Raw genomic sequence first — 26,507 nt, forward strand, 5'->3', positions numbered from 1 at the left:
ATCGTGACCCGTCAGGAAGTGTGCTTGTGCCGTTCGCCCACGTCGAAATTGGGGTCCCATTCGCTTTTTGGCGGCTTTTGTCCGGGAGGAATCTTATGCGCTGTCGCATCTTCCGACCCGGTGATCTTTGTCGGTTTTGCACTCGCCACACCGCTGGCTTTGGCACCTTCCCTGATTCTTCCGAATTGTCCTTCAGCGTCACGCCGAATGGTATCCGCCTTGCCGTCCTTGCCGGATTTCGTCATCAAACCGCTCCATTTCGCATAGGCGCCCGGGACGGCGCCCTCTCTTTGGCCCGTGACCCCGCACCTCAGACGGTGGTTGAACCACTCACAACGTCGGTGGAGGTGTTGTTCAGCCGCAGATTATTCTGCACGTGCCGAACTCCGGAAACATCGTCGGTGAGGTCCTCGGCACGTCGCTTGTCCCAGCGGCTGGATACGAAACCATCGAGGGTGACCTCGCCCTCCTTCACCGTCACGGAAATGTTCGAAGCATCGAGAAGTGGATCATCGCTGAGGCGGTCGTTGACATCCTCCTCGATGCGCGCGTCCGAGCGCCTGTAACCGCGCGGCCCCTTGCCTCGGTGCTCGTCCATCGCGCGGCGCTGCTCGGCATCCTCGTCGCCGAACCAGGAAGCGACCTCGTCGCCCGCTCGTTCCATGAAGCCGCGCTTGCGGCCGTAATCTCGCTCGCCGCGGTAGCCCGGGCGTTCGTCAGAGCCGTAGCGCTCCGGACCGTAGCCGTAATCCGCTCCACGGCCGTAACGATCGCCGTAAGACTGACCGAAGCGATCGCGGCCGGGTTCGTAGTGCAGGGTTGATGGGCGCGCGCGATAGGATTCGCGGGCCCAGACACGCGACTGGTCATTGTCGCCGTAGCCGCTGTCATAGCCGAAATCGTCCGCAGCCCACTGCCCGCCGCGGCCGTACCGCGAGCGGTCCTCTTCGCTCCGACCGAAAGCGCGCCGCCCCGGATCACTCTCCTCGCTGCGCTGGTAATCGCCGAATCCCCGGACGTATCCGGTGTCGCCCGGACGATAATCGCCTGTTTCGCGGGAGGGGTCCCGCTCGTCCCGCGTACGGTCGTTTCTGTATCCGCCCGAGCGGGAATAGGTTCCGTTCGCCATTGCCTGTCTCCTCGATTTTCGGCTTCGTTCCATCGATCACAGAATACCAACCGAACCGCTGCGGCATGGGATTGTTCCGGCACGCGTGCCGCGGGAGGAACAACAAAGCCGGTTCGGGAATTTCCCTACGGAATGGATTTGTTCCAGGCACGTTTTCGCGAGACAAAGCCATGACCGACCGAACCAGGCGGGTTCTGCCCGATGGAGAACTGACCGCAGTCAAGGATGAGCGCGCCTTTCAGGAGAAGACCTGGACCACGGAGCGGGTGGCCTGGATCGGCTTTGCGCTTCTGGTAATCGCCGCGCTGCTGGGTCTCGCTGGCGGCGGCGGTTGGGCGGCGCAGCGGGAAGGCCGGTATGGCGCCGCTCAGATGAAGATGCCGGCGATCACCCGTTCCGATGCCCCGACCGAGTTGACGGCTGTCTTCGACGGGGCTGGCGAACGCAGCCTCGTCCTTTCCGCGGGCTTCCTAGATGCCTTCCAGATCGAAGCCATCCAGCCCGCACCAGAAGCTGTCCGGATCGAAGGGGAAAACCGTATCTTCCGGTTTCCGCCCGGCGAAGGCGCACCCTTGCGGGTGCGGGTTTTCCTGAAGACGCATTCAGCGGGGATCTTCCGCTTCAATGCCGGCACGCCGGGCCAGACCGCGCAATTTACTCTGATCGTCCTACCATGAGGTGAAACCATGGAATCCGTTATCCGCGGCGTCACGATGTATCTCGTCCTGCTTCTGATCATCCGGCTTTCCGGCCGACGAACGCTGTCGCAGATGACGCCGTTCGATCTGGTCCTGACCTTGATGATCTCCGAAACGACGCAGCAGGCGATGGTTGGAGAGGACCATTCGATCGCCAACGCGGTGATCCTGATCGTCACGCTCGTGGCGAGCGATATTCTCCTCTCCTATGTCAAGCGGTGGTGGCCCACCGTCGGCAAGGCAATCGACGGCGTGCCGACCATGCTGATCGTGGAAGGTCAGGTGGATGAGCGAGCACTGCAGCGAAGCCGCATCGAAATGACCGACATCATGGAAGCGGCACGCCAGAGCCAGGGCATCCCCAAGCAATCGGAGATACGCTTCGCGATACTGGAGGCGAGCGGCCGCATCAGCATCATTCCCTTCAAGGAAGGCTGATGTTCCACTCGCCCGATCTCAGTCGATGCGCGCGCCGCTCTCGGGATCGAAGACGACCGCCTTGTCGAGATTGAAGGCGAAGGGAAATTTCTGTCCCGGCGCAATATGCACGTCGGCGCGGGTGCGGGCGGTGAAGTTCGTTCCGTGCAGCCTGCCGGTCACGAACGTATCGGATCCGGTCGGCTCCACCATCGTGACATCGGCATCGATATGGGCGATCGAACGCGCCTGCGGGTCGGCAAGTCCGGCATCGCTGATCGCTTCCGGCCGCAGGCCGACGATGACTTCCTTGCCCTCAGGCAACGCGGCGGAGACCGAAGGCGGCATGGCGATGGTGATGTCGTTGCCGAAGAGCACGATGCGGGAAGCGCCGTCGCTGGAAACGACCTTGCCCTTCAGCATGTTCATCGCGGGAGAGCCCATGAAATCCGCCACGAAGAGATTGGCGGGATGGTTGTAGATTTCCGCCGGCGTGCCGACCTGTTGCACGGTGCCTTCCTTCAGCACGACGATCTTGGTGGCGAGCGTCATCGCTTCGATCTGGTCATGCGTCACGTAGACGATCGTGGCGTTGGTGTTCTGGTGGAGCGCCTTGATCTCGGCGCGCACCTCGACGCGCAGCTTGGCGTCGAGGTTGGAGAGCGGCTCGTCGAACAAAAAGACGCGCGGCTGACGCACCAGCGCCCGACCCATCGCAACACGTTGGCGCTGACCACCGKAAAGCTGGCTCGGCCGGCGCGTGAGCAGGTGCTCGATCTGCAGCGTCTTGGCGACCGATTTCACGGCTTCCGCGCGGGCACCCTTGTCGACACCGCGCATTTCGAGCGCGAAGGCGATATTCTCCTCCACCGTCATGTTCGGATAGAGCGCATAGGACTGGAAAACCATGGCGATGTCGCGCTTCGACGGATGCAGGTCGTTCACCACATGCCCGTCGATGACGATGTCACCGGAGGTCAGCGGCAGAAGGCCGGCAATCGCGTTGAGCAGGGTCGACTTGCCGCAGCCCGAAGGGCCGACCAGCACCAGAAAGCCGCCCTTTTCCAGCTCGATATCGATCCCTTTCAGAACCTCGGCATTGCCGATCTTCTTGCGCAGGTTCTTGATTTGAAGAAAGCTCATATGCCTTATCCCTTGACTGCGCCGGCCATCAGGCCGCGCACGAAATAGCGTCCGGCGACGACATAGACGAACAGCGTCGGCAGCGCGGCGAAGACAGCGGCGGCCATATCGACATTGTATTCCTTGACGCCGGTGGAGGAGGAAACGAGGTTGTTGAGCGCCACCGTCATCGGCGACGCCGCGCCGGAAGAGAAGGACACGCCGAACAGGAAGTCGTTCCAGATATTGGTGAACTGGTAGATGATGGTCACGACGATAATCGGCCCGGAGCTCGGCAGCAGGATACGCCAGAAAATCCGGAAGAAACCTGCGCCGTCGATCATCGCGGCCTTCACCAACTCGTCGGGGAAGGCTTCGTAATAGTTTCGGAAGAACAGCGTGGTGAAACCGAGGCCGTAGACGACGTGGACGAACACCAGTCCCGTGGTCGAGTTAGCAAGCCCGAAAGTGCCGAGAACGCGCGCCATCGGGATCAGAACCGCCTGGAATGGAATGAAGCAGGCAAACAGCATCATGCCGAAGACGATCTTATGGCCGGGGAAGCGCCATTTGGTCAGCACGTAGCCGTTCAGCGCGCCAAGCAGCGTGGAGATGGCAACGGCCGGCACGACCATGCGGATTGAGTTCCAGAAATAGCCCTTGATACCGCCGCAGGTGACGCCGATGCAGGCTTCGCCCCAAGCCTTCACCCATGCAGCAGTCGAGGGATCGCGCGGCAGCGCGAGCATGTCGCCGGCGCGGATCTCGTCGAGCGACTTCAGCGAGGTCGTGATCATCACGTAGAGCGGCAACAGGTAAAGCAGCGCCAAAAGGATGAGGCACGCATAGATGACATAGCGCGCCGTGCGGGCCGAGCCGGCGCTGACGGTTTCCTGGGCGGCGCTCATTGGTGCTTCTCCCGAAGCTCGGAATAGAGATAGGGGACGATGATCGCGGTGATGCCCATCAGCATCATCACAGCGCTTGCCGAACCTACGGCCATCTGGCTGCGTGTGAAGGTGTAGGAATACATGAAGGTGGAGGGCAGTTCCGTGGCGTTGCCGGGGCCGCCGCCGGTCAGCGCGATGACGAGGTCGTAGGACTTGATCGCCATATGCGCCAGCACGATGAAGGCCGAGAGGAATACCGGACGCAGCAGGGGAATGATGATGCGGCGGTAAATGGAGACCGTCGGCGCGCCGTCGATCTGCGCCGCCTTGATGATTTCTCCATCTATGCCGCGAAGTCCCGCCAGGAAYATCGCCATGACGAAGCCGGACGCTTGCCAGACGCCGGCGATCACGACCGTATAGATCGCCATGTCGGTATTGACGAGCCAGTCGAACTTGAAGCTTTCCCAGCCAAGATTGTGCACGGTCTTTTCAAGGCCGAGGCCGGGATTGAGAAACCACTTCCAGGCCGTGCCGGTCACCACGAAGGAAAGCGCCATCGGATAGAGGAAGATCGGCCTCAGCACCCCTTCGGCGCGGATGCGCTGGTCCATCAGGATCGCGATGAAGAGGCCGATCGCGATGCACAGCCCGATATAGAGCACGCCGAAGATGGCGAGGTTCTTCATCGCCATGTACCAGTTCGGCTGCGACCACAGGCGGTAATAGGCATCGAGCCCGACGAGATCATAGACCGGCAGGATGCGCGAACGGGTAAAGGACAGATAAACGGTCCATAGAATGAAGCCGTAGACGAAAACGAGGATGATCGCGAAAGAGGGCGCGAGCACGATCTTCGGAAGCGTTCCGCGCAATCTGTCCGCGAAGGACGGCCCCGAACGGCGCTGCTCCACGACGGGAACGGGTTCAATTGTCGTCATGATGACCTCCGGCCTGGGACCAGATGGAGAGAGTGGCTAGGCAAGCAGGACTTGCGAAGTGGCCGGGAATATTCCCGGCCACCTCTAATGACGGATATACCGTAGGGGACGCGATCACTGCGCCGCGGCGACGGCTTCCGGCAGACGCTTGAGAGCGTCGTCAGTCGAGAGCTGGCCGTTGAGGTGCTGCGTCACGACATCGAAAACGGCTTCCTTGACGGCGGACGGCTGGGCATGGCCATGGGCCAGCGAGCCGGCCAGGGTGCCACCGGAGGCAGCTTCGGCAAGGTCCTTCATGCCCTTCTTGCCGCAATCATCGAACTCGGTATCCGGAACGTCTGTACGGGCCGGAACGGAACCCTTCACGGTGTTGAAGGCGATCTGGAAGGCCGGGTCCTCGACGGCCGAAGCCATCTTGAGCTGGGCGTCGCGCTTGTCTTCACCGACATCGAACATGACGAACTGGTCGGAGTTGAAGAGCACCGAGCCCTGAGTGCCGGGGAAGCGGATGCAGACGAAGTCGGTGCCAGGCTTCTTCTCGGCGCGCAGCCACTCACCCTTCGACCAGTCGCCCATTTGCTGGGCGCCGGCCTTGCCCTCGATGACGAGCGCCGTCGAGAGGTTCCAGTCGCGGCCGGAGAAGTTCGGGTCGAAATAGGTGCGCAGCTTCGACATTGTGTCGAACACCTTGCGCATCGTATCGCCGGAAAGCGCTTCCGGATCGAGTTCGATGACAGCCTTCTTGTAGAAATCCATGCCGCCGGTCGAGAGCACGACGGATTCCCAAAGCGTGCCGTCCTGCCAGGGCTGGCCGCCATGGGCAAGCGGGGTAATGCCCTGCTCTTTGAACTTGTCGAGCAGCGCGATGAGCTCGTCGATGTTCTCTGGTGCCTTGCCGCCGGCCTTGTCGAGCGCAGCCTTGTTGAGCCACAGCCAGTTGGTCGAGTGGACGTTCACCGGAGCGGCGATCCAGTGGCCATCATACTTGGAGAACTCCTGGAGAGCCGCCGGGATGACCTTGTCCCAACCCTGCTCCGTGGCCAGATCGTCGAGATTGCCGACGACGCCCATTTCGGCCCAATCCTTGATGTCGAAGCCGAGCATCTGCACGGCTGTCGGCGGATCACCGGAAGTGACACGTGCGCGAAGCGCGGTCATGGCCTGGACACCCGAGCCGCCGGCAACCGGCATATCCTTCCAGGCAACGCCTTCTTTCTGCAGGTTTTCCTTGAGCACGTTGAGCGCCGCAGCCTCACCGCCCGAGGTCCACCAGTGCAGGACTTCCACCTCTTCCTGCGCCTGCACGGCACCGGCCGTAAGCGCGATGACCGCCGCGCCGGCAGCAAGTTTGCTGATCATTCGAATATTCATTGAGAATCTCCCTTTGCATCCGGGCTCCTCTCCGGATATCGAGTTATAACGATATAAATGCCTCGCGAGTCAACCCGGCTTCAGGATTTTTTAAGCACTTGACCGAAGCGGCAAGCCAATGAAAAAATTAGGGAAATTGGTATCTACCAATTTTTACTCGGGTATCGAGAAAAACTCCCGGTGTGTTTGCGGGAATCTGTAACGTTTTAGGAGGCGCTCACCCCGCGTTTTATGGGGTGAGGTGGAGGAAGACGAATGCCGCTGGAGGACCCGGCCCACAAGGGACGGCGGGCGAAGCCCGACCGCACCCCCGAAAGGATGGGACGCGATGAGAAACCGACACYGAAAACCGTTGCCGAACTGACCGGCCTTGCCGTGACGACGGTCTCGCGCGCGCTTGCCGGAGCGCCCCAGATCGCGCTGGAAACGCGACTGAGGGTGCGGCAGGTGGCTGAAGACATCGGCTACCTACCGGATCGCGCTGCCCAGCGCCTCAGAACCGGCCGTACCAATGTCATCAGCCTGGTTCTCGATCCGCACGAGGAAATCCTCGGCTATGCGACCTCGATGATCAGCGGGATAACAGCGGCGCTTCGCGGCACGCCCTATCATCTGGTCATCACCCCGCACTTCTCCGACCTGCCGCAGGTCGAGCCCGTGCGCCACATCATGCGCAACCGCATGGCGGACGGCATCATATTCAGCCGCACCGAGCCTGCGGACGACCGCGTCAAGCTGCTGGTGGAGAACGACTTCCCCTTCATCTGTCACGGTAGGACGGAACTCGCGACGCCTCATCCTTACGTGGATTACGACAATTACGGCTTCGCCTATGAGGCAGCGCGAAGGCTGATTGCCGCCGGTAGCCGGAAGCTCGCGATCATCCTGCCGCCGGAGCGCTTCACCTTCGCCCATCACATGCGGCACGGCTTCATGACCGCCGTGCGCGAAGAGGGCGTGGCCTTCGAGATCGCCAAGGGCGTCACGCTCGACAGCAAGTCGCACGAGATTCGCGACTGCATTTTCAGCAGGCTGGGAGAGCCTGACCGGCCGGACGGTTACGTCTGCGGCGGCGAAGTTTCGGCGCTTGCAGTAATGGCCGCTTCCCAGGATCGTGGGCTGGAGCTTGGCAGGGATATCCGGTTGGTCGCCAAGCAGACTTCCGGCCTTTTCGACGAAATACGCCCACGCGTCGAGACGATCTACGAGGATCTCTCCGAGGCGGGCCTGTTGATGGGACGGCTTCTTCTGAAAAGGATCRCCGGACCTGTGCCGGTCGGCGAACTTCAGGCTCTACAGACGCTCTGAGCGTAATGGCCGCGCGATTGTCGCGTGGCCATCGATCTCAATCCTCTTCCTGGAATACGGCCTCGCGCTTGGCCTTCACGCTCGGCATGAAGACGACGACGAGAACGAGTGCAGCAATGAGGAGGAGGCCCGCGCTGATCGGACGCGTGATGAAAGTGGTGGCATCCCCGCGCGACAGGATCATGGCTCGCCTCAGGTTTTCCTCGAGCAACGGCCCCAGCACGAAGCCGAGCAGCAGCGGCGCTGGCTCGCAGCGTAGCTTGGTGAGCACATAGCCGATGAGGCCGAAGAAGGCGACCGAATAGAGGTCGTAGACGTTCGAGTTGACGCTGTAGACCCCGATCGAGCAGAAGGCCATGATGATCGGGAAAAGTACGTAGTAGGGGATCGTCARCAGCTTCACCCAGAGTCCGATCAGCGGCAGGTTGAGAACCACCAGCATCAGGTTGCCGATCCACATCGACGCGATGATGCCCCAGAAGAGCGCCGGCTGCTCGGAAGCGACGTTCGGTCCCGGCACGATGCCCTGGATGATCATCGCGCCGATCATCAGCGCCATCACCGGATTGGCCGGAATGYCGAGGGTCAGGAGCGGGATGAAGGAGGTCTGTGCCCCGGCATTGTTGGCCGACTCCGGTCCCGCCACGCCCGCGACCGCGCCGCGGCCGAACTCTTCCGGATGCTTGGAGACCTTCTTCTCGACGGTGTAAGAAGCGAAGGAGGCCAGGATCGCGCCTCCGCCCGGCAGGATGYCGAGCACCGAACCGATTACCGTGCCACGCAGCACCGGCGCGATCATGCGCTTGAAGTCGTCCCTGGTCGGCAATAGTCCGCTGACCTTGGACATCAGCACCGTGCGCGTCTTCTCGCTTTCCAGATTGCGAAGGATTTCCGCGACGCCGAAAACCCCGACCGCGACCGCCACGAAGTTCAGGCCATCGGAATATTCGCGGATGCCGAGGTTGAAGCGCGGCGTGCCGGTATAGATGTCGGTGCCGACAAGGCCGAGAAGCAACCCGAGCACCACCATGGCCAGTGCCTTGACAACCGAGCCGTGCGCAAGCGCGATCGAGGAGACCAAGCCGACGATCATCAGCGAGAAATATTCCGCCGCACCGAACTGCAATGCGATTTCGGTCAGCGGCGGCGCGAAGATGGCCACGAGGAAAGTCGACACCGTGCCCGCGAAGAACGAGCCGAGCGCAGCGATGGAGAGTGCTACCCCTGCCCGGCCGTTGCGCGCCATCTGGTAACCATCGATCGCGGTTACGGCGGAAGAGGATTCACCCGGCATGTTGATGAGGATCGCCGTGGTCGAACCGCCGTATTGGGCGCCGTAATAAATGCCCGCCAGCATGATGAGCGAAGAGACCGGCTCGAGCTGAAAGGTGATCGGCAGCAGCATGGCGATGGTCGCCGTCGCGCCGATGCCGGGCAGAACACCGATGAGTGTCCCGAGAATTACGCCGATGAGGCAGAAGAACAGGTTTTCAACCGAGGATGCGGTCGAAAATCCGAGCGCCAGATTGCTGAAAAGATCCATCCGTCCCTCCTAGAAGCCGAGCCACGGACCGAAGCGCCGGAAAGGCAGGCCAAGGCCGTAGCTGAATACCGCCACCGAGAAGACCGTCAGCAGCGCTGCAAGAACGAGCGCCGTCAGCGGCTTCATCCGGCTGGAGGCGAAGGATGCGAAGAAGGCCGTCACGAACAGCGCCGGCACGAAGCCGAGGCCGCGCACGGTAAGCCCGAAGAAGATCGGCGCCGGCAGAATGAAGAATATGCCGCGCCAGGCGATCGGCCCGATCGGCTCCCCCTCCGCCCTGAACGACTGGGCGAGAATGATGAGGCCGAAGAGAACCAACGCGCCCGAGAGGAGCAGCGGGAAATAGCCGGGGCCCATCCGGAAGGCCGTGCCGAGTTCGAGCTGAAGCGACTGGAAGGCGAAGAAGAAACCGAGCGCCACGAACAGCAGTCCGCAGATCAGGTTGGTACTGTCAAATTGCAAGGATTTCATGGTGTCTCCCATAGACTGAAAGACCTGCCAACCTGGGCTCCCAACCCAAACCGGCTGTCGTGAACCATCCGCTCACGGGTCCTCCGCCCCTCAATGAGAAAGGGACAGCCGCCGCTGCCTGCCTGCGAGGCGGCTGTCCGCATGTCCCCCTCCCCGACTATCGCCGAAGAGGGAGGCCGATCCGACACAACCGATACCGGCTGCATCCGTAGATCAGTCTGCGTATTGACCGGCCGCTTCGATCACCGGCTTCCAGCGGGCGATCTCACCTTCCAGCTTAGCCTTCAGCGCAGCAGGCGTCGCATCCGCTTCCGGCGAAGGCGCGGTGCCGAGTTCGGCGAAGCGCGCGGCGACATTCGGGTCCTTGAGCGCCACCTGCAGCGACTTGGAAAGTCGCTCGGTGATCTCTGCCGGCGTGCCCTTCGGCGCATAGATGCCATGCCAGATGCCGACCTGCAGATTGGGCAGCCCCGATTCGGCAACGGTCGGGATATCCTTGAGAATGTCCAGGCGCTCCGGCGAGGTCACGGCATAGGCCTTGATCGTGCCGCCCTGAATCTGCTTCGTCGTGTTGGTGGTCTGGTCGCACATGATGTCGACTTGGCCGCCGAGCAGATCGGTCATGGCCGGACCGGTACCCTTGTAGGGGACGGTGACTAGCGGCGTTTCGATGGCGCTCATGAACAGCATGCCACACAGATGCGAGGCCGCGCCGATTCCGGCATTGGCCACGGTGACCGTATCTTTGTTGGCCTTCGCATACTCGATCAGCCCCTTGAAATCGGTCGGTTCGAGATCCTTGCGGGCGACAATGGTCATCGGCACGTCGGTAACGAGGCCGACATATTCGAATGCGTTCAGCGTGTCATAGGACAGCTTGCGATAGAGGGTTGCGCTGGTCGCCATACCGATGTGATGCAGCAGCAGCGTGTACCCATCCGGATCGGCCTGCGCTACGCGGCCGGCACCCAGCGTGCCGCCGGCTCCGCCGACGTTTTCGACGATGATCTGCTGGCCGAGGTCCTTCGACATGGCTTCGGCGACGAGGCGCGTCACCGTATCGGTCGGACCGCCAGCCGAGAAAGGCACGACCATGGTGATCGAGCGCTCGGGATAACCCTGCGCTCCCGCCGAAACGGAGAAGAGCGAAAGAGCCGCGAACGCGGTTGCGCCGAGAACGGCGTTGAACATTTTCATTGTGTTTCCTCCTGCGTCAGAGCCAGCGGGCGCAGCTTCCTCCCGCGCCCGGCCTGGATAACTTCATTTGCGCACCATGGCAGTTTGCCGCAATCGCTACCGAGGGCAACTCAGTATTTTCCACCCATGCGCTTTCACAGCATGGGTGGAAATGGGAACAACTCTTCCAAAGGATGGGTGGATTTCCACCCATCCAGTTTCATAAAAGTAAGAACGGGCAATATGGAGCATGGATAAACTCTCCTGCGGGTCCGAGTTGTTTCAGGAATCCCGGTCTTCCTGCAACATCTGCTCAGGCCCCAGCAACTTCTTGTCGAGGCCGTATTTCTGCATCTTCTCATAGAGCGTCTTGCGGGAAATGCCGAGAGATTCGTAGACCGGACGAAGCGCTCCGCCATGCGCTGCGATCGCGCCCGCGATGATGTTGCGCTCGAAGGCGGCCACCTTGTCCGCCAACCGGCCGGCATCCGGGCGGGATGGACCGCCGGGCTCTCCCGGCGCGCTGTCGAGGCCGAGGACGAACCGGTCGGCGGCATTGCGAAGCTCCCGCACATTGCCCGGCCAGTCGCGCTGGGCGATGCTCGATATCAGTTCCGGCGGTACGTCCGCATCCTCCCGGCCGTAGCGGGCGGCGGCCTCGCGCAGGAGTTGCAGGAAGAGAAGCGGGATATCCGGCCGCCGCTGTGCCAGGGAGGGCACATGAATGGTCGCGACGTTCAGGCGGTAGAAGAGATCGGCGCGGAACCTTCCGGCGGCGACCTCGGCTTCCAGGTCCACCTTGCTGGTCGCAATGAAACGCACGTCGAGCGGCACCGTCTCGTTCGAGCCGAGCCGCGTGATCACCCTCTCCTGCAGCACCCGCAGGAACTTCGCCTGGAGATCGACAGGCATGGAGCCGATCTCGTCGAGCAGGATCGTCCCGCCACGTCCATGCTCGAATTTTCCATATCGCGGCCGGAGCGCGCCGGGAAAGGCGCCGGCCTCGTGGCCGAAAAGCTCGCTTTCGATGAGATTTTCCGGCAGGGCAGCGCAATTGATGGCAATGAAGGGACGGTTCGCGCGCGAGCTGATGTCGTGCAGCGCCCGCGCCACTACTTCCTTGCCCGCGCCCGTCTCGCCGATGATCAGCGTATCGGCATCCGATGCGCCGATTGCCCGGATGCGGTAGCGCAGGTCCACCATCACCTGGGTACGGCCGGGAAGCCGCGCTTCGAGATCGTCGCGCTTGCCGGCCACGGCTCTCAGCCGCCGGTTTTCGAGCACCAGGCCGCGCCGGTCCATCCCGCGGCGGATGATGCCTGCCAGATGCTGCGGAGTGAACGGCTTTTCGAGGAAATCATAGGCTCCTTCCCGCATGGCTTTGACCGCAAGCTGCACATCGCCGTGCCCGGTAACGAGGATCACCGGTATTTCCGGGTCGAGTTCGCGGATCCGATGCAGAAGCGTCATGCCGTCGGTACCGGGCATGCGAATGTCGCTGACAACGACCCCATCGAAGCTGAAGCCGGTCAGCTCCAGCACATGGTCGGCCGTCGAAAAGGTCTGGACGGTCAGCCCGAACAGTTCCAGCGCCTGGGCGGTGGAACGGCGCAGCTCCTCCTCGTCATCGACCAGCAAAACCCTCTGCTCGCTCACTCGGCCGCCTCCTGCAGGTTCTTGTCGGCGACTTCGAGTTCGATCAGAAAAAGCGCGCCCCCCTCCGGATGGTCGGAAACGCTGAGGCTGCCGCCGAAATCCTTGACGATGTTGTAGGAAATCGAAAGGCCGAGACCCAGCCCCTTGCCGACGCCCTTGGTGGTGAAGAAGGGATCGAAGATGCGCTCGCGGATGGCCGCGGCCACGCCCGCGCCACGGTCGCGCACGGCGACCAGTATTCTGTCCTTCACCCTTTCGGCCGAAACTGTGATGCGCCGGTCGTCGAGCCCTTCCACAGCATCCGCCGCATTGGTGATGATATTGACCAGCACCTGCTGCAGGCGCACCGAACCTGCCTTGACGGGCGGAAGAGAAGGATCGAGCTGCAGGTCGAGAACGGCGTCCGCCGCCTTGAGCCGGGTCGCGACGATTTCCATCGTATCGCGCAGGACATCGTCGAGGATCACCGGTCCCAACTTTTCGTTCGGCTTGCGGGCGAAATTGCGCAGGTGCTTGCTGATCGACGCCATACGGTCGATCAGCGCCGAGATGCGTAGGACATTGTCGCTTGCCTCCGCCGTGCGCCCCCGCTCGATCAGCACGCTGGCGGTTTCGGCATAGGTCTTGGCGGCTGCGAGCGGCTGGTTGAGTTCATGGGAAAGGGCGGCCGACATCTGGCCGAGACCCGCGAGCTTGCCGGCCTGGATGAGATCGGCCTGGGTCTGGCGCAGCCGCCGCTCCGTCAGGCGGCGTTCGGCGATCTCTTCCTCGATGCGGCTGTTGACGCGCGCAAGGTCGGCCGTGCGTTCGGCGACCCGCCGCTCGAGCTCGTTGCGCGCCTCCGCCTGCAGAAGCAAGCGCTCGTTGAGCCGAGCCCGGCGCTGGAGAAAGATCGCAAGCGCCAGCCCCGCCAGGCAAAGCGTCAGCAGCACGGCCGCGATCGCCGTCTTCGTGCGGGCATGCACGGAATTGGTGTCCATCAACACGTTGACGGTCCAACCCGCCTCCGACATTGGCTGGGAGACGACGAGATATTCCTTCTCCACGCCGTCCTCGGCGATCGTCATGATCTGATGGCCGGCGAATGTGCCGCGCCTGACGGGAAGCTCGCGCACATAGGCATCCGCATAACGGCGTGAAGCCTCCGTACGGGCAATCCGTTCGGGCGTCAGCGGCAGAAGAGTCGAATAGAGCCACTGGGGGCTGCCGGTCATGAAGATGATCCCCTCGGGATCGGAGACGAAGATCCTGTTGTCGCCGCCACTCCAGGAATCTTCGATCATGTCGATATCGACCTTGAAGACGATCACGCCCCTGATGACACCGTTTATCTCGATCGGGGAACCGAAATAATAGCCGCGCTTCAACGAGGTCGTGCCGAGCGCATAGAAGCGGGACTKCCTGCCTGCCGCCGCATCCTGAAAATAGGGCCGATAGCTGAAATTCTCGCCGACGAAGCTCAGGGGCTGGTCATGATTGCTGGCGGCGATGGTTTCGCCGTCCATCGTCATCACATAGATGTCGGAGGATTTCAGGAGCGCATTGATCTCCTTGAGATAAGCATTCGTTCTCGTTTTGAGATAGGCATCGTCGGGATTTTCGATCAGGGTTTCGATATTGCCCTGGTCCGCAATCAGCGCAGGCAGCGCTTCGTAGCGTCTCAGATGGCCGTCGAGGGCCGATACCGCAAGGCGTAACGTCGTGCCTGCCTKGACGGCAGCCTCGCTCATATAGCTGCGGGCGGCGAAGTCCCTGCCGGGGAAGATCACGGCCACGCCGAGCCCGGCAAGCACGATCAAGGCTGAGAGAACGCGATGTCTCAAGGGATGACGGGCTCCTCTCCCGCTTTCCGCGACGCCTCCCATTCTAAATTCCAGGCCACGGATTTCCATCTAATCTTGCGGGTGGTGGCAATGGTCAAGAGTGAAGCGTCCTCGAAGGTACTGTCTCCCGCTGCTTGACTCCATTCCAAATCATGATTGGATCACACGGGAACAACGCCGCGCGAAGGCGGCAAGGAGGGTCTGTGGTCTACTTGCTTGCACTTCTCATCGGCGTCATTGCCGGGCTCCGTGCCCTGACCGCGCCTGCGGCCATCAGCTGGGCCGCCTATCTCGGCTGGCTCGATCTTTCCGGGACCTGGCTCTCCTTCATGAGCTCGATCTGGGCTGTCGTGATCCTTACCGCTCTCGCCATCATCGAACTCGTCACGGATCAGCTTCCCTCGACACCGAGCCGCAAGGTTCCGCAGCAATTCGGCGCGCGCATTCTGATGGGCGCCGTTGCCGGCGCTGCGATCGGCGTGCCGGCTGGTTCCTGGATAACCGGACTGGTTGCAGGCATCGTCGGGGCGATCATCGGCACCTATGGCGGCGCGGCTCTGCGTGCAAAGCTCGCCGCGAGCTTCGGCAAGGATCCGCCGGCCGCCTTCATCGAGGATGYCATAGCCATCATCGGCGCGTGGCTCATCATTGCGGCCCTGCCGATGCCGGTGGCGACATGAAGAGCTTCGACGCCATCATCATCGGCGCCGGCCAGGCCGGTCCATCACTCGCCGGCAGGCTCACCGCGGCCGGCATGACCGTGGCGATCATCGAGCGCAAGTATATCGGTGGCACCTGCGTCAACACCGGCTGCATGCCCACCAAGGCCCTGGTTGCGAGCGCCTATGCCGCTCACATCGCCCGCCGCGCCGACGATTACGGCGTAGTGTTCGAAGGCCCGGTCACAGTCGACATGAAGAAGGCCATGCAGCGGTCGCATCAGGTCACGCTGAACGCCCGCAACAACAATGAAAGCTGGCTGYGGAACATGGACAAATGCACCTTGATTCTCGGCCATGCCCGTTTTGAAAGCCGCAACACGATCCGCGTCGGCGATGAACTCCTGACCGCGCCGAAGATATTCCTGAATGTCGGCGGAAGGGCCGCCATTCCCGATTTCCCAGGGGTGGACGAAGTGCCCTATCTGACCAACAGTTCGATCGTCCTTCTGGACCGATTGCCGAAGCATCTCGTCATCGTCGGCGGCAGCTATATCGGCCTGGAATTCGCGCAGATGTACCGGCGCTTCGGCGCCGAAGTCACCGTCGTTGAAAAGGGTCCCAGGCTGGTGGGACGCGAGGACGAAGACGTTTCGGAGGCGATCCGGGACATTCTCGAAGCGGAAGGTATCAAGGTGCGCACCAATGCCGAATGCATCCGTTTCCGGCCGCACGAGGAAGGCATCGCAGTCGGGGTGAACTGCACGGAAGGCGAGCCGGAAATCATCGGGTCGGATGTGCTGATTGCTGTCGGCCGCCGCCCCAACACGGACGATCTCGGCCTCCAGGATGCCGGCGTCGAGACCGATGCACGGGGCTATATCAAAGTCGGCGACGATCTCTCGACCAATATCGAAGGCATATGGGCGCTCGGCGATTGCAACGGGCGCGGCGCCTTCACCCACACGGCCTACAATGACTTTGAGATTATCGCAGCCAACCTGCTGGATGGCGAAAACCGCAAGGTTTCCGATCGATTGCTCGGTTACGCCCTCTATATCGACCCGCCGCTCGGACGCGTGGGCATGACGGAGGCTGAGGCGCGCAAGGTGGGCGGGAAGGTTCTCGTCGGCAAGCGGCCGATGAGCCGTGTAGGCCGAGCCATAGAAAAGGGCGAGACGCAGGGCTTCATGAAGATCGTCGCCGATGCAGAGACCCGCAAAATCCTAGGAGCGGCCATTCTCGGCACCGGCGGAGATGAAGCGATCCACGGCGTGCTGGACATGATGAATGCGGGCGCGACCGTGGACGCGCTACGCTGGGCGGTGCCGATTCACCCCACCGTTTCGGAACTCTGGCCGACGGTGATCCTGGAGATGCAACCGGCTTAACTTTGCGTTTACCGCATGTCGCTTTTCACAATCTTCTTAACAGGCCGAGCAAGGTTTTTCCCTTATGAACGGAGTGATGATCCTGTTCACGATGGAAACAGATGTGCGGTTTTGCTGGCTACTTCGGTGACATATCGGCTCCGGGCGGCCCGGAGGTCCTTTTGTCCTCCATGGCGCGGGAGATAGCCCATCGCGGCCCCGATGGCCAGGGCGTGTTCGCCGCGCCGGGCATAGGGCTGGCGCATGTCCGCCTGTCGATCGTCGGACTTGCCGACGGCCAGCAGCCGATGTCGAATCCCGAAGGCGACATCACGATCGTCTTCAACGGCGAAATCTTCAACTATGTGGAACTGCGCGAGGAGCTGAAGACGCGCGGCATCCGCTTCCGCACCGGCAGCGATACCGAGGTCCTTCTGCAGCTCTATGCGACTTATGGAGATGAATGCCTCGCCAGGCTCAATGGAGATTTCGCTTTCGCGATATGGGACGTGCGCAGGCGCCGTATCCTGCTTGCCCGCGACCGCATGGGCGTGCGGCCCCTCTTCTATGCCGAGAGGGACGGCACCTTCTATTTCGCTTCCGAGGTGAAGGCGCTTCTGGAAGCACCGGGCATCGAGGCGGAGCTCGATCCCGTTGCGCTCGACCAGATTTTCACCCTCTGGGCACCCATTGCGCCACGCACGGCATTCAAGGACATTTTCGAGCTGGAGCCGGGTGGATATATCGCGATCGAGAACGGGCGGACGAATATCCGGACCTATTGGTCGCTCGATTTTCCTGATTCCGGCGAGGTCGATACGCGCGCCGATCGGGCCGAAACGGAAGAGGAATTACGCGCGCAGCTGACGGATGCGACGCGGCTGCGCATGCGCGCCGACGTGCCGGTCGGGGCCTATCTCTCGGGCGGCCTCGATTCATCGCTCATTGCAGCGCTGGCAGCCCCCATGGCGCCCTCCGGCCTCAACACCTTCTCCGTGACATTCGACAGCGAGGAACACGACGAAAGCCGGTTCCAGATGGAAGTTGCGAAGGCGCTCGGCACCAATCATCGCTCTGTCCCCTGCCTTGCAGGCGACATCGCCGAAAGTTTCCCCGACGTGATCCGCTTCACCGAGCGGCCGGTCCTGCGCACCGCACCGGCGCCCCTCTATCGCCTCTCCGGTCTCGTTCGGGATGCGGGCATGAAAGTGGTACTGACGGGCGAAGGCGCCGACGAGATTTTTGCCGGATACGATCTCTTCCGGGAAGCACGGGTCCGCCGCTTTTGTGCTCGCCAGCCAGGCTCAACCATCCGGCCGCACCTGTTCCGCAAGCTCTATCCCTATCTTCCGGGGCTGAAACAGCAATCTCCCGAATATCTCTCCGCCTTCTTCGGCGCCGGCGACGAGCGAATGGACGATCCGCTCTTTTCACATCGCCCGCGCTTCCGCAGCACGACGGCGGCCAAGATCTTCTATTCGGACGATCTGCGGTCCACGCTCGGCGGTTACGATGCGGCCGAAGAACTCGCCTCACGCCTCCCCTTAGCCTTCCGACGCTGGCATCCGCTGCACCAGGCGCAATATCTCGAAAGCCGTTTCCTGCTGCCCGGCTATATCCTCTCCAGCCAGGGAGACCGCATGGCCATGGCGCACGGTATCGAAGGCCGCTTTCCCTTCCTCGATCACCGCCTCGTGGAATTCGCAAGCCGCCTGCCGCCCGGCATGAAGCTCAAGGGCTTGGAGGAAAAGCATATCCTGCGCCGCGCCGCCCGGGACCTTCTGCCCGACCTCATCAGCCGCCGTCCGAAGCAGCCCTATCGCGCTCCGGACAGCCGCTCCTTCACGGCCGGAAGCGAGCGAGGCTATGTCGCGGAAATGCTGTCGGAGGCGGCAATCGGAGGCGGCGGCCTCTTCAACGCCCGCGCGGTCTCGAAGCTTCACCGGAAATGCAGCACCCAGCCCGTCTCCGGCTTCCGCGACAACGCCGCCTTCGTCGGCATCCTCTCGACCCAGCTCTGGCTGCGGAATTTTTCGGCAGCCAGGCAGCGGACCGAACCCCGCACGCTGGCCGCGCAAGGCAGGGGGTAGATCGGATGCCAGGCCAGCTGTCCAAACTCCAAAACTACCGCGCCATGCTCCCGATGGTGATGTCCTATGCGGCGTCCGGCACCAGCCTTATCATCAGTTCGGTTGCGCAGCTCGTCACCTTCGCCGTCCTGGCCCGTTCCCTTGGCGTCCACGAATTCAGCCTCTTCGTGGCGATAACGGCGGTTTCCAATATCGCCCTGCACTTGTGCGGGCTCGGCGCGACGGAATGCCTGGTGAGGCGGGTGGCCCGCGACCACGCCATGTATCCGGCCATGCTGGGACATAACATCATCCTGACCTCGATCAGCGGTCTTCTGCTCCTCGTGGTCGGCGCGATCGTCCTGCCCTTCTTCTTCGATGTCGATCCAGATCCGGTTGCCAATGCCGCGATGATAACGGTGATGCTTGTCACCAACATCATTCTGGTGCGGGCGATCCTGTTTTGCGAACAGGTCTTCATCGCCTTTTCCGATTTCGCGGCCGCCAACAAGGTAGTGGTGGGCTTCGCTCTCGTTCGGACGGCGGCGGCGGTTCTTGCGTGCCTGGTGTTCGGCGTGTCGACACTGGAAGGCTGGATCGCCTGGCAATTCGCCGCCCACCTGCTGTTCTTCCTCGCCTGCATTGCTGCGGTTCGCCGGCTGGGAACCCCGAAATACRGCATCGTACGGGAGGAACTGCGGCTCGGTCTCTTCTTCAGCATCCCCTTCATCCTGAAAGCCGCCCGCCAGAATGCCGACCTCTTGGTCCTGAGCCTCGTGGCGAGCGCCGAGATCGTCGCCAGCTACAGCGTGGCCCGCCGCATCATCGAAAGYAGCTATCTCTCCGTCGATGCCCTGAACCGGATCGTCTATCCGGGAACGGCAAGGGCGAGCGTCGGCGGCCTTCATCACGCCAGAGAGCGGGTTACGAAGATCTTTGCCATCGCCCTTGCGATCAGCATCGCCGCCGCCGCCGCAGTCTTCGTGCTCGCGCCGGTCCTCCCGTATCTGTTCGGGCACGAATATACCTCGCTGGTGACCTTCGTGCGTGACCTCTGCTGGGTACTCGTCCCGGTTTCCGGCTGGGCGATTGCCGTCGAGGCATTGGGAGCATCCGGCCATCAGGGCGCGCGCGCCTCCGTGCTCGGCATTGGAAGCCTGCTCGGCGCCATCCTTGCTGCATGGGCCACGTGGTATGCTCCGCCGGTCGGCACTTTCGTCTCCTATTACGTCATCGAGACCGCCATGGCGATCGTCGCCTGGGTGGTCTACCTGCGGATCGTTCGGCAGGACGGAGAGCGGGAAACCCTCGTCGCGGTGGGAGCAGCGGCCGAATGAACCAGAGCCTCGACAAGATGCCCACGACCGGCAACGTTTCCGTCGCTCCCCATGTAGAGCCCCGCAGCGTGCGCGCCATGGAGGCGGGTGATCTTCAGTCGGTCGGACGGCTGTTCAACAAGGCCTTCCGCAACAAGATCCAGGAGCCCGGCGGGGATCTGCTCGATTATCTCGACCGGGTCTTCCTGAAACCTCCCGGCTACGCGCCGGAACTCGGGAGCATCGTCCACGAAAACAGCAAGGGACAGATCGATAGCGCCTTACTCGCCATGCCAATGGCCTTYGACATCGGCGGGCGGAGGATTGCCGCCCGGCTGCTCTGTGCCTTCATGGCGGACGGCCGGTCGGGTTTGGTGGGTGCGGCGCAGCTTACCCGCGCGATACGATTGTCGCAGCCCGAACTCTGCTTCTCCGATAATGCCTCGCCCGCAAGCGCCGATCATTGGGCGGCCGCCGGCGGCATGATGCTGCCCATCCAGAGCCTCGAATGGCAGCGGGTCTTCCGGCCCTCCCAGGCAGGCTTACGGGAGCTTCAGTCGAAACTCCCCTCATCCCGGTATCTGCCCCTCGGGCCGATACTCGGAGGAGTCGACTCCCTTGCAAGGCGTTACTTCAAGGCCTTCACGCCGCCAATTCCGAGAGGACTGGTCTCACAGGCGTCAAGTCCGGATGAATTCTTCGCGCATTCCCGGAGGATGACGGAGCGCTTCTTCATCCGCCCGGCATGGTCGCGCGACGATCTGGCATGGCTGATGGAAACTGCAGCCCTCAACAGGACGCTCGGCAGCCTCCAGTGCCGCACCATATCTGATGCGAAGGGTGAACCGGTCGGCTGCTATCTCTTCTTCGGCCGGCAAGGTGGATGGGCGCATGTCCTCAACATACTGTGCCTCGAAGGCCGCGAATTCGATGTCGTCGGCCAGATGTTCGCCGATATCGATGCGAGCGGCTACGCGGCCGCCCATGGCATGGCGCAACCTTTCCTGATGAACGCGCTGATGCGCCAGCGGCAGATGAGTTTCAGGCATCGCGGCTATTTCTGCATGCTGACGCGCCATCGCGAAGTAAACGAAGCAGCCATTCGCAACGATATCTTCGTTGGAGGCCTGGCTTCCGAAAGCTGGAGCCGGTTGTTGACCGATTTCAGATAGATCAGAGCTATCGGATTAACCCGATATTCATGCGGCCCATCTAGTTGTCCATGAGAATGCCTGGTGAACCACGGTCTCTCCGTGCAGGAACGGTGCGGGTGGTGGAGGTGTCAATGTACCGGCCGAAGGAGCCTGAAAACCGACGACCGGTTCAATCCGATGGGATGACCGGCCGCAGGACCGACGTATCTCGGGCGGGCTCCCTCCTCGACCGGGTGGACGAGGCGGAGAGCTTCGATCCTCCTCCGGAAAACTATCGCCGATTGGCGCCTTCCGAACCTATCGCTCGGGAAACGCCGGAGCCTCCCCGTCCGAAACGCGAAGAATCGACGCTGGAGCGCAGCCTGAACGCGCAGATCCGCAGCCTGGCCGAGATCGGCCCGGCGGATATCCTGCTCTGGCTACGCGACGGCATCAAATGGATCGTGCTTGCCGCCATCATCGGTACGATCGCAGCGCTGGCCTACGCCCTGACCGCGACGCCGCGATACACGGCCTATACCGACCTCATCGTCGATCCCGCAAACCTCAACGTCGTCTCCGACGATGTGTTCGCTTCCAGTTCGCAGCGGGATTCGCAGCTCCTCGAAGTGGAAAGTAAGCTTCGCGTGCTGACTTCCGGCAACGTGCTGCGCCATGTCATCACCGAGCTCGATCTCGCCAATGATCCGGAATTCAACAGGCCCGGCTTCCTCGACCCACTCGTGCGCCTGATCTCCGGCCCCCGGCCCGAAGGCGACACTGAACTCGGCATCCTGCGGGCATTGAGCGAACGCGTAAGCGCGCAACGCGAGGAACGCTCCTTCGTCGTCTCGCTCGGGGTCTGGACGGAGGACCCGGAAAAATCGGTAAGGCTGGCGGATGCGATCGTGCGTGCCTTCGAAACCGAACTCTTCCAGTCGGCCGCGGAAAGTGCCGGCCGCGTCGCCGCCGGCCTGACCTCGCGCCTCGATGAACTGCGCGCCGCCGTGACCCAGGCGGAAGAGCGCGTGGAGCAGTTCAAGCGGGACAACAAGCTGCAATTGAATGCAGGCGAACTTGCAAGCAGCCGCATTTCGAGCGCGCTGGACACCCAGGTTCTCGATGCGCAGCAGCGGCTGATCCAGGCCGAAGCCCGCTACGAGCAGATGCAGAGCGCTGTCGCGAGCCGCCGCGCGGCGACCGACACAGTCTTCGACTCGCCGGCAATGGCCAATCTTCGCACCAGCTACGCCACGCTGCAGCAGCAGATCGGTTCTCTTTCGCTGACCTACGGCGCCCGGCACCCCCGCCTGATCTCCCTGCAATCGGAGCAGGCCGCGCTTGACAGGGCGATCGGCGACGAGGCCGGACGCATCCTGCGATCGGCGAAGACGGATGTGGACCAGGCCCGCTCCACGCTGGACGAACTTCGCCGCAGAGCCGATGCCGAGCGCAGCACGGTCTTCACCAACAGCGATGCTCAGGTGCGGCTGCGGGAACTGGAACGCGACGCGCAGGCGAAGGCCGCCGTATATGAAACCTATCTCGGCCGCACGCACCAGATTACCGAACGCCAGCAGATCGACGCCACCAATGTCCGGGTGATCTCGCCGGCAGTGCCGCCGAAGGCGAAGAGCTGGCCACCGCGCACGCTCATCCTTCTCGCCGCCGGCGCGGTGGCGGGAGCCGCGCTCGGCATCGGCCTTGCAATTGCACTGGGCCTCCTGCGCCATCTCGGCGAGGCGCGCCGCAGACTTTCCTATCCGCATAGGTATGCGTGAGGGGAGCGTGCCATGCGATCCCCGACAGCCGACGCCATAGTCCCCGTCACCCTGGACAGGAACGTCTTCGGCGTTACGCTGTTCATGGCTGTCTTCCTGTTCTTCTGGGTCACCACCGATCCTTACGTGGACCTCACCGGCGCCGCGACGCTCGATCCTTCTGCGGGAACCTCGAACCGGCTCAACCAGATCGCAACGCTGCTGATCTTCGGCGGCATGCTGCTCTACGGCTTGCTGCATCCGCTGCGCTCGATCATCCTGCAGCCCCGCTGGCTGCTCGCCGCGATCTTCGGCTGGTTCCTGTTCACCGCACTTCTTTCCAACCACCCTGCACTTGGGATCAAGGCGCTGATCCTCGGGATCATCGTGCCCATCAACGCGAGCATTTTTCTGTTACTGCCCTCCTCCGAAAGGCAGTTTGCGAAGCTGCTCGCAATCGGCACCTTGATCATGCTGGGCTTCGCCTATTTCGGCGTGATCTTCCGCCCGGATGTCTCGATTCATCAGGCCTCCGAATTGCGCGAGCCGATGAATGCCGGCTTCTGGCGGGGGCACTTCACGCACAAAAACGGTGCGGCCGGGGCCATGGTCATCGGAGCCTTCTTCGGCTTTTACGTGATGTCGGTCTGGTCGCGCGCCATCGGACTGGTGATCGTGGCATTGTCGTGCTTCTTCCTCATCCATACGGGCGGTAAGTCCGCCTCCGCCATGCTGCCGGCGGTGCTCGTCCTTGCCTGGTTATTTGAGCGGTTCCGCAGCCTGCGCATCCCTATCGCCGTGGGTGGCGTCGCCGCCTTCAACCTGCTGGCAGTGGGGGCGGCTGTCATTGCGCCCTTTCGCGAATTCGTCACCAGCCTCGGCATCGACGCGACCTTCACGAACCGCTCGGATATCTGGCGATTTGCCTTTTCCGCGATCTCCGAAAACCCGATTACCGGCTACGGATTGAAGGCCTTCTGGCAGACGCGGGAACTCGTCTATAGCGGCGGCTCCGTCGAGACCTGGGCCGTGGAAGCCTACAACGGCCACAATGCCTATCTCGACATGCTGGTGCAGACGGGCATTCCGGGTCTCGTCCTCACGCTGATCTTCGTTCTTTTCCTGCCGCTGCGCGATCTCAACCGCGTCGACGGCGGCGGGGAACATTCGAACGTGACCAGGCTCTTCGTCCGCATATGGCTCTACACGCTCTTCAATGCGGGGCTGGAAAGCATCTTTTTCGAAAGCGGCAGCCTGCTTTGGTTCACCTTCATCGTAGCCCTCTATGGATTCCGGCTGCGTTCGCAGAACCTCGTCAGCGCGCCACAAGGGGCACGGGAGGGGAAACTTGCTCATGGCTGATCCAATAGCGACCGCGGACCACCTGATCGACCGGATCGGCAATCGCCTGATCTGGGATATGGCGTCGAAGAAACGCCGGGTGGAAACACAAGTCCCGCTCGTCTCCTTCACGTTCGACGATGTTCCCGATACGGCGCTGACGCACGGCGCCGCCATCCTGGAGAAATATGCGGCGCAAGGCACCTTCTATATCGCGGGTGGGCTCGCGGGCTCGGTGGAGCCGGGCCGCATGCTGATCGATGCCGGTGGCTGCAGGGAGCTCTTTCGCCGCGGCCATGAGATCGGGTGTCACACCTTCTCTCATCGCCGGATCCGTAAATACGGCCGCGGCCTGGCCGCCGATCTGGATCGAAGCGCCCGTTTCCTGCGCGAGGCCGGTATCACCCGACCGGCGACCAGTTTCGCCTTCCCCTACAATGCGGCATGGCCGCTGGCGCGGAACACCCTGGCGGATCGGTTCGAAACATGCCGAGGAGCCGGTGAAGAGATAAACCGCGGCCTGGTCGACCCCCTGATGCTCAAATCGGTGGAAATCCGCCAACCGGAAGATCACGCGCTCGATCTTACCGGCTGGATCGACGACGTCGCGGCCGATCCCGGCTGGCTGATCTTCTTCACMCACGATATCGCCGAAGAGCCGACACCCTACGGCTGCACTCCGGCGACCTTCGAACACCTTGTCCGCCATTGCGTCGAAAAGGGCTGTCGGATCGTCACCGTCGAGGCGGCGGTGCGCGAACTCGGCTGGAAGGCGGACGCGAGATGAATGTCCGTCCCAGCATGACCGACACCGCCACGAAGCGGCTACTCAACATCAACAATTACTTCTATCGCCGCGGCGGCGCCGAAACGGTTTTCTTCGATCACACAGCGCTCTTCGAGGAGATCGGCTGGGATGTCGTGCCCTTCGCCATGCAACACGAGAACAATCAGCCTTCCCCCTGGTCGGAATATTTCGTCTCCGAAATCGAATATGGACGGGAGGGAGGCCCGCTCGCCAAGGTGGCACAGGCTGCCAAGGTCATCTATTCGCTGGAAGCGCAACACAATCTCAAGCGGCTGATCGAAAGGGCGAGACCGAACATCGCCCACGCCCACAACGTCTACCACCACCTGTCGCCAGCGATCTTCTCCACCCTGAAAAATGCCGGAATCCCGGTGGTGATGACCGCACACGACCTGAAACTCGCCTGTCCGGCCTACAAGATGCTGCGCGAGGGAAAGGTGTGCGAGGATTGCCGTGGCGGCCGTATCCATAATGTCGTCGTCCATCGCTGCGTGAAAGATTCGCTCGCGCTCAGCGCCGTCGTCTTCGCCGAGACCACCCTGCACCGCATGCTCGGCCTTTATCGCAACAAGGTCGACCGCATCGTCGTTCCAAGCCGTTTCTATCGCGAGAAGCTGATGGAATGGGGCTGGTCAGYGGAAAAGCTCGTCCACATCCCCAATTTCGTCGATGTCGAGAAGTTTTCGGCCGATTGGACGGAGAGCGACTATTTCGTCTTCGCCGGAAGGCTCGCTCCGGAAAAAGGCATTGCGACGCTGATCCGCGCCGCTGCCAAGGCCGGGCAGCGCCTGGTGATCGCCGGCACGGGCCCCGAGGAAGTAAAGCTGCGGCAGCTCGCGGAAACCATGAAGGCGGACGTCACCTTCGCCGGCTATGTCTCAGGCGAAAAACTTTTCCGCCTGATCGGGCAGTCCCGCGCCCTGGTGCTTCCGTCGGAATGGTACGAAAACGCCCCGATCAGCATCCTGGAAGCCTATGCGCTCGGCCGTCCGGTGATCGGCGCGGCGATCGGCGGCATACCGGAAATGGTCTGCGAGGATGAGACCGGCAGAACTGCGGCCGCCGGCTCGGTGGATGACCTTGCCGCGGCTCTTGCCGCCATGGCGGCACTTTCTCCGAAAAGACGTGCGGACATGGGCCGTGCGGGCCGCCGGTGGATATCCGCCGAATTCTCCAGCAACGCCTATCGGCAGCGCATGCTGGATCTCTACCGGAGCMTCGGCACCGCCTGAGGGCAAAGGCCGCGGGTATTTCGCCTTTCCCCTCTTTTTGCGTTAAAACCGCACAGCTTTCCTAGAATTTTAGCGGTTCGATTTCCGGTATCGGAACGTTCCATCGGTAAAACCTACTCAGAAATGATTTCTGGGCCGGGTCGATGGAAAAGAAAACGCGTCTCTCGCAGATGGAACACCCGCCATTCTCAAGCGGGGCGCCGGATGATCTCGCGCTCGGGGACGACCTGAACGCACGACCGGCTCCGGCCACACCGAGCCTGAACAGGCCGGA

General features: G+C 62.2%; 23 protein-coding genes. 12 read left to right on the plus strand and 11 right to left on the minus strand.

What is annotated here, in order from left to right; genetic code table 11:
• Window positions 1-11 precede the first annotated feature (11 nt).
• Window positions 12-245: a hypothetical protein gene (locus tag LCM4573_RS04110; RefSeq protein ID WP_071004704.1), complete on the minus strand. Its 234-nt coding sequence runs from the start codon at window positions 243-245 to the stop codon at window positions 12-14.
• Between the two features lie 65 nt (window positions 246-310).
• Complete coding sequence (locus LCM4573_RS04115) at window positions 311-1,129, minus strand: BON domain-containing protein (protein WP_083347292.1); 819 nt, start codon at window positions 1,127-1,129, stop codon at window positions 311-313.
• Window positions 1,130-1,299: 170 nt separating this feature from the next.
• Between LCM4573_RS04115 and LCM4573_RS04120 the strand changes: the two genes are divergently transcribed.
• Together LCM4573_RS04120 and LCM4573_RS04125 are read left to right on the plus strand one after the other, a co-directional pair.
• Window positions 1,300-1,806: a hypothetical protein gene (locus LCM4573_RS04120; RefSeq protein WP_071004705.1), complete on the plus strand. Its 507-nt coding sequence runs from the start codon at window positions 1,300-1,302 to the stop codon at window positions 1,804-1,806.
• Between the two features lie 9 nt (window positions 1,807-1,815).
• Window positions 1,816-2,265: a DUF421 domain-containing protein gene (locus LCM4573_RS04125; protein WP_071004707.1), complete on the plus strand. Its 450-nt coding sequence runs from the start codon at window positions 1,816-1,818 to the stop codon at window positions 2,263-2,265.
• Window positions 2,266-2,283: 18 nt separating this feature from the next.
• Here the strand turns inward: LCM4573_RS04125 and LCM4573_RS04130 are convergent, their stop codons facing one another.
• The 4 genes from LCM4573_RS04130 to LCM4573_RS04145 all read right to left on the minus strand — a co-directional run bounded on the left by LCM4573_RS04130 (window position 2,284) and on the right by LCM4573_RS04145 (window position 6,556).
• On the minus strand, window positions 2,284-3,387 hold the full coding sequence (locus LCM4573_RS04130; RefSeq protein WP_071004709.1) for an ABC transporter ATP-binding protein: 1,104 nt from the start codon (window positions 3,385-3,387) through the stop codon (window positions 2,284-2,286).
• Window positions 3,388-3,392: 5 nt separating this feature from the next.
• Entirely contained in the window at window positions 3,393-4,274 is an 882-nt protein-coding gene (locus tag LCM4573_RS04135) for a carbohydrate ABC transporter permease (RefSeq protein WP_071004711.1), read from the minus strand.
• A complete protein-coding gene (locus tag LCM4573_RS04140) occupies window positions 4,271-5,197 on the minus strand; it encodes a carbohydrate ABC transporter permease (protein ID WP_071004713.1) in 927 nt (308 codons plus the stop codon). Before LCM4573_RS04140 ends, LCM4573_RS04135 begins: the two co-directional genes overlap by 4 nt.
• A 114-nt stretch (window positions 5,198-5,311) precedes the next feature.
• Window positions 5,312-6,556: an ABC transporter substrate-binding protein gene (locus tag LCM4573_RS04145; RefSeq protein WP_407071706.1), complete on the minus strand. Its 1,245-nt coding sequence runs from the start codon at window positions 6,554-6,556 to the stop codon at window positions 5,312-5,314.
• Window positions 6,557-6,829: 273 nt separating this feature from the next.
• On the opposite strand from LCM4573_RS04145, the gene LCM4573_RS04150 reads away from it, so the two are divergent.
• Window positions 6,830-7,876 carry a LacI family transcriptional regulator gene (locus LCM4573_RS04150; protein ID WP_407071712.1) on the plus strand — a complete coding sequence of 349 codons (1,047 nt, stop codon included), beginning with the start codon at window positions 6,830-6,832 and terminating at the stop codon, window positions 7,874-7,876.
• A gap of 37 nt (window positions 7,877-7,913) precedes the next feature.
• Here LCM4573_RS04150 and LCM4573_RS04155 read toward each other — a convergent pair whose 3' ends face one another.
• The 5 genes from LCM4573_RS04155 to LCM4573_RS04175 all read right to left on the minus strand — a co-directional run bounded on the left by LCM4573_RS04155 (window position 7,914) and on the right by LCM4573_RS04175 (window position 14,545).
• Window positions 7,914-9,419 (minus strand): tripartite tricarboxylate transporter permease, encoded by a 1,506-nt coding sequence (locus LCM4573_RS04155; protein ID WP_071004718.1) that lies wholly within the window; start codon window positions 9,417-9,419, stop codon window positions 7,914-7,916.
• A 9-nt stretch (window positions 9,420-9,428) separates the two neighbouring features.
• Complete coding sequence (locus tag LCM4573_RS04160; RefSeq protein ID WP_071004720.1) at window positions 9,429-9,890, minus strand: tripartite tricarboxylate transporter TctB family protein; 462 nt, start codon at window positions 9,888-9,890, stop codon at window positions 9,429-9,431.
• A gap of 213 nt (window positions 9,891-10,103) precedes the next feature.
• Window positions 10,104-11,087 carry a tripartite tricarboxylate transporter substrate-binding protein gene (locus LCM4573_RS04165; protein ID WP_071004722.1) on the minus strand — a complete coding sequence of 328 codons (984 nt, stop codon included), beginning with the start codon at window positions 11,085-11,087 and terminating at the stop codon, window positions 10,104-10,106.
• A gap of 261 nt (window positions 11,088-11,348) precedes the next feature.
• Complete coding sequence (locus LCM4573_RS04170) at window positions 11,349-12,722, minus strand: sigma-54 dependent transcriptional regulator (RefSeq protein ID WP_071004724.1); 1,374 nt, start codon at window positions 12,720-12,722, stop codon at window positions 11,349-11,351.
• Complete coding sequence (locus tag LCM4573_RS04175) at window positions 12,719-14,545, minus strand: ATP-binding protein (RefSeq protein ID WP_407071707.1); 1,827 nt, start codon at window positions 14,543-14,545, stop codon at window positions 12,719-12,721. The genes LCM4573_RS04170 and LCM4573_RS04175 overlap by 4 nt, the downstream gene beginning before the upstream one ends.
• Window positions 14,546-14,748: 203 nt before the next feature.
• On the opposite strand from LCM4573_RS04175, the gene LCM4573_RS04180 reads away from it, so the two are divergent.
• From LCM4573_RS04180 to LCM4573_RS04220, 9 genes are all read left to right on the plus strand, one after another.
• Window positions 14,749-15,225: a DUF4126 family protein gene (locus tag LCM4573_RS04180; RefSeq protein WP_071004727.1), complete on the plus strand. Its 477-nt coding sequence runs from the start codon at window positions 14,749-14,751 to the stop codon at window positions 15,223-15,225.
• On the plus strand, window positions 15,222-16,595 hold the full coding sequence (locus tag LCM4573_RS04185; protein WP_071004729.1) for an FAD-containing oxidoreductase: 1,374 nt from the start codon (window positions 15,222-15,224) through the stop codon (window positions 16,593-16,595). Before LCM4573_RS04180 ends, LCM4573_RS04185 begins: the two co-directional genes overlap by 4 nt.
• Before the next feature lie 101 nt (window positions 16,596-16,696).
• The gene (asnB, locus tag LCM4573_RS04190) at window positions 16,697-18,664 is read left to right on the plus strand and encodes an asparagine synthase (glutamine-hydrolyzing) (RefSeq protein WP_071004731.1); all 1,968 of its coding nucleotides are present in this window, start codon (window positions 16,697-16,699) and stop codon (window positions 18,662-18,664) included.
• A 5-nt stretch (window positions 18,665-18,669) separates the two neighbouring features.
• On the plus strand, window positions 18,670-19,980 hold the full coding sequence (locus LCM4573_RS04195) for a lipopolysaccharide biosynthesis protein (RefSeq protein WP_071004733.1): 1,311 nt from the start codon (window positions 18,670-18,672) through the stop codon (window positions 19,978-19,980).
• A complete protein-coding gene (locus LCM4573_RS04200) occupies window positions 19,977-21,131 on the plus strand; it encodes a GNAT family N-acetyltransferase (protein WP_071004736.1) in 1,155 nt (384 codons plus the stop codon). The genes LCM4573_RS04195 and LCM4573_RS04200 overlap by 4 nt, the downstream gene beginning before the upstream one ends.
• A gap of 113 nt (window positions 21,132-21,244) precedes the next feature.
• Window positions 21,245-22,873 carry a GumC family protein gene (locus LCM4573_RS04205; RefSeq protein WP_071004738.1) on the plus strand — a complete coding sequence of 543 codons (1,629 nt, stop codon included), beginning with the start codon at window positions 21,245-21,247 and terminating at the stop codon, window positions 22,871-22,873.
• Window positions 22,874-22,885: 12 nt separating this feature from the next.
• Window positions 22,886-24,214 carry an O-antigen ligase gene (locus LCM4573_RS04210; RefSeq protein ID WP_071004740.1) on the plus strand — a complete coding sequence of 443 codons (1,329 nt, stop codon included), beginning with the start codon at window positions 22,886-22,888 and terminating at the stop codon, window positions 24,212-24,214.
• Window positions 24,207-24,980, plus strand: coding sequence for a polysaccharide deacetylase family protein (locus LCM4573_RS04215; RefSeq protein WP_071004742.1), 774 nt, complete (start codon window positions 24,207-24,209; stop codon window positions 24,978-24,980). The genes LCM4573_RS04210 and LCM4573_RS04215 overlap by 8 nt, the downstream gene beginning before the upstream one ends.
• The gene (locus LCM4573_RS04220; RefSeq protein WP_244505220.1) at window positions 24,977-26,233 is read left to right on the plus strand and encodes a glycosyltransferase family 4 protein; all 1,257 of its coding nucleotides are present in this window, start codon (window positions 24,977-24,979) and stop codon (window positions 26,231-26,233) included. Before LCM4573_RS04215 ends, LCM4573_RS04220 begins: the two co-directional genes overlap by 4 nt.
• Window positions 26,234-26,507 lie beyond the last annotated feature (274 nt).

The sequence above is a fragment of the Rhizobium sp. LCM 4573 genome (assembly GCF_001854865.1).
Classification (GTDB): domain Bacteria; phylum Pseudomonadota; class Alphaproteobacteria; order Rhizobiales; family Rhizobiaceae; genus Neorhizobium.

Bases quoted from the DNA above. Each gene is read 5' to 3' on its own strand.
- LCM4573_RS04165 (WP_071004722.1), bottom strand. From the start codon at position 11,087: ATGAAAATGTTCAACGCCGTTCTCGGCGCAACCGCGTTCGCGGCTCTT.
- asnB (WP_071004731.1), top strand. From the start codon at position 16,697: ATGTGCGGTTTTGCTGGCTACTTCGGTGACATATCGGCTCCGGGCGGC.
- LCM4573_RS04115 (WP_083347292.1), bottom strand. From the start codon at position 1,129: ATGGCGAACGGAACCTATTCCCGCTCGGGCGGATACAGAAACGACCGT.
- LCM4573_RS04160 (WP_071004720.1), bottom strand. From the start codon at position 9,890: ATGAAATCCTTGCAATTTGACAGTACCAACCTGATCTGCGGACTGCTG.
- LCM4573_RS04120 (WP_071004705.1), top strand. From the start codon at position 1,300: ATGACCGACCGAACCAGGCGGGTTCTGCCCGATGGAGAACTGACCGCA.
- LCM4573_RS04145 (WP_407071706.1), bottom strand. From the start codon at position 6,556: ATGATCAGCAAACTTGCTGCCGGCGCGGCGGTCATCGCGCTTACGGCC.
- LCM4573_RS04110 (WP_071004704.1), bottom strand. From the start codon at position 245: ATGACGAAATCCGGCAAGGACGGCAAGGCGGATACCATTCGGCGTGAC.
- LCM4573_RS04125 (WP_071004707.1), top strand. From the start codon at position 1,816: ATGGAATCCGTTATCCGCGGCGTCACGATGTATCTCGTCCTGCTTCTG.
- LCM4573_RS04210 (WP_071004740.1), top strand. From the start codon at position 22,886: ATGCGATCCCCGACAGCCGACGCCATAGTCCCCGTCACCCTGGACAGG.
- LCM4573_RS04205 (WP_071004738.1), top strand. From the start codon at position 21,245: ATGTACCGGCCGAAGGAGCCTGAAAACCGACGACCGGTTCAATCCGAT.
- LCM4573_RS04135 (WP_071004711.1), bottom strand. From the start codon at position 4,274: ATGAGCGCCGCCCAGGAAACCGTCAGCGCCGGCTCGGCCCGCACGGCG.